Source organism: Endozoicomonas acroporae (assembly GCF_002864045.1).
GTDB classification, from domain to species: domain Bacteria; phylum Pseudomonadota; class Gammaproteobacteria; order Pseudomonadales; family Endozoicomonadaceae; genus Endozoicomonas; species Endozoicomonas acroporae.
The window spans coordinates 42,263-48,380 of sequence record NZ_PJPV01000147.1 but is presented as its reverse complement, the minus strand read 5'-3'; the positions used below and the strand labels follow the sequence as shown (position 1 = coordinate 48,380).

Sequence of the window (6,118 nt, the reverse complement as noted above, 5' to 3'; positions counted from 1 at the left end):
TTTTTCACGCATCGTTCTGGGATATCGTCGCCAACTGCCTGGGCATCTTTATGTACTGGCTATTCAGTCCAGCGCACTCAACACCACCTGATTTAATGCCTGTTCCTTTTCTTTCTGACATCAGCCAACTCTCTTTATTAACTGTTAACATATTATGATCTTGTTATTTCAGTTGGCAAACAGGTAAGTAGTTAACCAAATGAAATCGTATTTTCTGACTAAGTGGACAGTCACTCTGCGGCGTTACAACTACGGTCACATAGCTACGGCTATGCTCCCTACGTTGTGCCTTGCATAGTAACTGCCCACTTAGCCAGAAAATACGATTCCATTTGGCCAACTACTTAAGACTAATTGAGGACGATAACCCTGATCCTGTATTGGGTATCTCTGGCTGCAAAGTAGCCGATCCAGCTATCGTTATCAGCATCTGTCCATGATACCAGTTGATCAGCCAGCATTTGGGTACCTCTGGCCCCCAGATCCTTGACATAGGGCAGTAACACATAAGCCATTGCACCGAGAACCAGGCCATTGGTTGCGGATGTCACTGCCCTTTGCAAGGCAATATTCAAGCCACCGGTAGTGTAATAATTCAATAGCCCATTCATGGCGTAATAGGTTGCTATCGGAAGAATGGTTGCTGCTGCTACAGGAACTACATAGCCTCTGATGTTTTCGGGCAGAGGGATCAGTTGATATCCTGATGAAGTTATCGCCTCCGCCCGCTCACCAATAGAGGTTATCTGATGCTGCAGGTTGGTGATCAGGCTTGTGTCGTCTGAATCTGAAAGGCTCAGGCGTTCATCCTGGCCTGCCGGTATCATTTCATTTAACTGGTAAAAACGATACCCGATTTCCAGCAACCCGGCTCCTGAGGCAAGAGCATAAGCTGACGTTGCATCCCACCCCCTGCCTTTAAAGTACGTCATATAGCCATTGTGAATGGTGTATTGAATACTGGTCTTTATCGAGTTGTTAAAATCACCGGCAAGGTCAGGCAAATGGTCAAAGCCCAGGTCATTTCGAATTAAAGACAGCGCACCTCCGGGAACGTTGCCAATCATATTCAGGCCATACCCGACCATCAGCATGGCAATACCGTCAATGGTTTCATCATTCAGGCTATGGAGCATGGGCCATTTCCCAAAGACCTGATGCAAGCGACCTTCGTTATGTAGCGTCTTCAGTGAACTGCCAACAACGGAAGACATGCAGTTAAGCATTCGATTGGTGGGTGTTGTCCTCATGAATAGTCTGAACGTTTCTGTCTTGCTCATCTCAATTACGTTTTTTTCAATTTTCCCGGTGTTTACCTCCGCCGCTGATGGTCTGTGCAGATCGCCGGGCACCTTTCCGCCATGATTCGCCAGTAATGAATATGCGGTAAAGCCTTCAACAAAATCCGCAGCGCATTGGGCAAAGAGAGAGTCAGTATCCGTAAACACCTGATTCTGGACAAGGTTCCGGATTGAATGAATAACATCAATACCCAGAAGTAAATAATTCCAGCGTAAAAGATTTTGCCAGAATGAGTGTGGCTGCCAGGTTACCATGTTCATGGCAATAATGGGGACCACCTGAGGAACAAAAGCTCCCACAGCTGCTACCCTGGACAGGTTCTCCTCTTTCTCAAGTATGATTTTTACTTTTTTACCCACCATTTCATCCGTGGTGTTCAGTGTCAGATTAATGAACCGATCATTATTTGCACGCTGAATTTTCCCATTATCAACAACAGAAGATTCCTTGTCATGCCAATACATTTTATTTGACTCTGCGTTTCCTGAACTGAAAAAAGCCTGATCATGTTCTGATTGAAGTCGTATGGGTATTTTTCCGTAAATTTGTTCTTTTAATATCTCGGTATCAATTTCCAGCTGAAGTGGTGTGTTGTCTTTTACTGTAATCTCCACAGAATTGTTATTGCCGGGAGATAGCTTCGAAATATTAACAGCAAAAGAATTAACAGGAAAAACTGAGAAGATAAAAAATATCAGAAAAATTTTACTGTTAAACAACTCAGATACGAGGGGCAGCAGGGGGAGGGGATAATAAGCAGTCGTATCTGATTTAAATGTTTCAGGTTTTTTTCTGGATTTGAAGGATGATAGAAAAGCCATTATTTAGCACCTAAGTAGACAGGCTCTCCTTTGCCACAGAAAAATCTGGAATAACATTGTTTAAAGTTGTTATCTCTGTTGTAGAGAAAAATTTTCAAATATTTTAAACGAATTTAATATTTTTTTATCATAATGAATTGGGATACAAAATTTGTTTTTATTCCCTTTGCACTCCCATAAATGGATTGATAAAGATTTACATCTATTATCAAAATCAGTTTTTTGACTGCTGATTTTCAGCAACCACATCTATACGGTAACGAATCGTATCTGCCAGAAAATATTCTGACCAGCTTCCAGGCTCTGCCTCCATAAATTGAAGAATTGGCTTTTGTACAGTGTGCGCTGCCCAAATACCATATCTCTGAAGAACAGGGGACAATAAATGCGTGGCAGCACCAAGCACCATTCCTTCATAAGTGGCGTCAAATAGTTTAAACAACGGAGATGAAACATCAGATCCAGTGGTTAATTTAAATGCACCATAAATAACAGCAGGTATTGCGACACCCAGTGTCAGTAGTTGAAGTTCAGATAATTCCGGCAGTGCCAGGGATTTATTGAACGATACTCCTATTGCTTCGGCCCGCTTGGTCAATGAATGCACCTGATGAGTCTGGTCCCGGCCTGACATCCCCTGTTGGGCATACAGCCTCAGCAGGATTTCAATAACCCCTGCACCTGTGGCCATTGGCAGAGCGTAGCGCTCATTAACATTATGAGATTTGAGTTGGCCCTTAAAGAAATCTTCATACCCTGCATGAAGAGTATACTGAGTGGCTTTAACGATTGACCGGTCCAGTTCATTCTGCAATGCAAGATCCTCAATTGCATTAGAAAAACCAATGGTTTGCTTCAGTAACTTAAAGAAGTCTCCCGCCTCAAAAGCAAAGGTATTAAAGCCATAGCCGACCATGATTTTTGCCAGGCCATTGATCGACTCTTTGTTCAGTCCTTGCAAATATTGCCACTCGTCACCAATGTGATTTTTCTGGATATCAAACAGTGCTGATGCCACTGTGTTTGAGATACAGTCCATCAGCCTTTTGAAGGGGGCACTCATAACATAAGCCCGGATGGTTTGGCTTTTGGTTCTGGACGATGCCGAAGTTTCTCCATAATTGGCAGCTTCAAAAAGCAGGAACCCTTCAATAAAATCTGCTGAACATTGCGTTGCCAAGGATTTGTGGTTACCAAACGTTTGGCTCAGAACAAGGTTTCGAATCGATTTAACAAGATCACCTCCCAATAGCTTATAATTCCATCTCATGAGTGCTTCGTAGAAAATAACGGGCTTTGGACCGAATGTAACTTCATCCATGAAGATAACAGGAATCATTTGAGGGAAAAATGCAGCAAGGGCTGATAACCTGGAAAGATCTTTCTCTTTTCTTATTCTGATTTTTATAATCTTGTTGAGGTGGCTTGCTTCTGGCGTGAGCGTTAAATAAATCAGCTCATTGTGGTTAACTCTATTATTATTTTCTTTTTTCAGTGCATTGATTTGATCGTGCCAAAATATCTGTTGCTCACCATTTTCAAATAACAGGCTCTCATTTTCCAAAATAATTTGTACAGGAATTTTACCCTGAAGATCTTTCTCAAGATCTTTGGTATCAATGGCAATTGTGATTTCCTGCTGTTCTGAAGCTACTATTTCTAAATCAGAATTACTGTCTGGTGATAAAAGGTAAACTTCATCTTGATGAGAAGCACAAGCCAGTGAGAAGTTGCACAATAAGACAATCAAGGATATCAACCCGGCAAATCGAAGGGTCTGGAAACTCTGGAAGGGGTCATTGGACACAATTATTCTTGGCATACCTACCATCCTGAATGGGAGGCATTCCATTGCCATTTCAATCTAAGGTTAACTATTTCAGGCCAGGGGCCTGAAATAATCTGACGATTATAATTGTTGTTTGCTTATTATTAGGCAATAAATTAGTGAAAAAGTTTCTCAATGTGAGAAATATCGCTATTGCTTCCAGTCAAAACCACAATATCACCGGCATTTAAAATCATTCCGACTTGTGGTTGCAGCACCATGTTATCTCGACGGACCTCGACAATTGAAACGTCTGTACCTTTAAAATCAAGAGACTCGATGGTTTTCTGATCTGCCGCACATTTTTTGCCCAGGGTAACGGCGTGGCGATAAGTTTTCGTATCATTCTCCAGCAGGTAATCACTGATGCCCGGATAAAAGCCGTTGAGGATTTCATACCCTTTGGTTCTGGCTTCATGGACTCTTTGACGAACACGAATAGGGTTCATACCCAGCATCAACAGGGCATGCTTGACAATGACCAGGCTGGACTCCAGAACCTCTGGAATAACCACCGTTGCCCCGGCCTTTTTCAATGCGTCGGACTGACTGTCATCCCGCGTGCGGACAAGAACGGGAACCTCGGGCGATTGCTGTCGAACAGCCTGTAGGATTTTAAGCGCATTTTCGGGGCGGTCGATACAGATAACCACCTGACTTGCCCGCTCCAGTCCAACCGCCATCAGCAGTTCTAACTTCCTGCAGTCCCCAAAGAAGACCGGATCACCGGCAAGACCCGCTTCATGTACATGAATAGGGTCATCATCAATGGCAACATAGGCTTTGTTTTCCTGGGTCAAAAAGCGGGCAATGGTTTGCCCGACACGGCCATAACCACAGATCAGGGTATGGTGGTGTATATGGGCAGTTTGCTTGCGGACTTCCTCTTCTTTTATCCGATGAATACTCTGTTCGGATTTATCGAACTTGACCAGTTTAACGATGGCATTGCTGTTTCTGATCAGAAGCGGCGCAATGATCATCGATAAGATGGTAATCGCGAGTACAACAGAAGTCAGGTTGCCGCCACTCTCACCATATTGCGATGCCAGGGCAACCAGGGCGAAACAGAACTCGCCACCCTGGGCCAGTGACAGGCTGGTTCTGAGGGAGATATTTTTGCTCTCGGCAAAGGTTCTGGTCAGGGTGTAGATCACCAGAAACTTAAAGACGATCAATGCTACCGTACCCAGAAGAATCTCTTTCCAGAAAGTGACCAGCACATCCATATCCAGCATTAAGCCAACGGATACGAAAAACAGCCCGAGGAGCACATCCCGAAAGGGTTTGATATCGGCTTCAACCTGATGCTTGTAGTGGCTCTCACCCATCATCATGCCTGCCACAAAACCGCCCAGCGCCATGGATAAATCCATTGCGTGAGAGAGCCAGGCGGCCATCAGGGCAATAACCAATGCCATAAGAACAAACAGTTCTTCAGACCTGGCCTTGGCAACTTCGTGAAAAATAAGGGGTAGAACCCATTTGCCAATGGCCAGCATGATCACCACAAACACAACCCCTTCGGCAAAGGCAAACCCGAGGGAAGAGGCGATGGAGTCACTGCCTCCACCGATCAGGGCAGGAATCATAATCAGAAAGACAACGGCGGCAATATCCTGAAATAGCAGGACACCGATGGCCAGTTGCCCCTGGCGGGAACGTATTTCGTTACTCTGGGTGAGTTCCTTGGAGACAATTGCGGTGGAGGAGAGCGCCAGTGCCGATGCACAGACAAAGGATGTGAGTACGGCAAAATCAAAAGCGATCAGAACCCCAAAAATGCCGACGCCTGTCAGGAGTACCTGCAACCCACCCAGGCCAAATACCTCTTTTTTCATGGCCATAATGGTTTTCATGGAGAATTCCAGGCCTAAGGTAAACAGCAGGAAAACCACCCCGATCTCGGCCAGCAGGGCAATATCAAAGTCCTGCTGTATCAGTCCGGAAGTTGTTGGCCCAAGAATGATGCCGACAAATAAATAACCCAGGCTTTCCGGCAGTTGGAATCGCTTGAAAAAGGCAATAGTGACGGCTGACAGAGCCAGAATAAGCATGAGTTGATTGAAAAATGTAAAGTCCATGGGATCGCCAGCTGAATTTATTAATGCCCAGAGAGAGTATAAGCAAAAACATCATACTGTAGTTATATCTACGTAATCTTTAC

General features: G+C 44.4%; 3 protein-coding genes. All 3 read right to left on the bottom strand.

The features are described 5' to 3' along the window. Positions 1-350: 350 nt before the first annotated feature. Complete coding sequence (locus tag CX664_RS20565) at positions 351-1,916, bottom strand: hypothetical protein (RefSeq protein ID WP_146000181.1); 1,566 nt, start codon at positions 1,914-1,916, stop codon at positions 351-353. A gap of 421 nt (positions 1,917-2,337) precedes the next feature. Beyond that, positions 2,338-3,945: a hypothetical protein gene (locus CX664_RS20560; protein ID WP_101748542.1), complete on the bottom strand. Its 1,608-nt coding sequence runs from the start codon at positions 3,943-3,945 to the stop codon at positions 2,338-2,340. A 122-nt stretch (positions 3,946-4,067) separates the two neighbouring features. After that, complete coding sequence (locus CX664_RS20555) at positions 4,068-6,035, bottom strand: cation:proton antiporter domain-containing protein (protein ID WP_101748541.1); 1,968 nt, start codon at positions 6,033-6,035, stop codon at positions 4,068-4,070. Between the last annotated feature and the right edge of the window lie 83 nt (positions 6,036-6,118).

Excerpts from the sequence above, each read along its gene's own strand:
- CX664_RS20560 (WP_101748542.1), bottom strand. The coding sequence starts at position 3,945 with ATGCCAAGAATAATTGTGTCCAATGACCCCTTCCAGAGTTTCCAGACC.
- CX664_RS20555 (WP_101748541.1), bottom strand. The coding sequence starts at position 6,035 with ATGGACTTTACATTTTTCAATCAACTCATGCTTATTCTGGCTCTGTCA.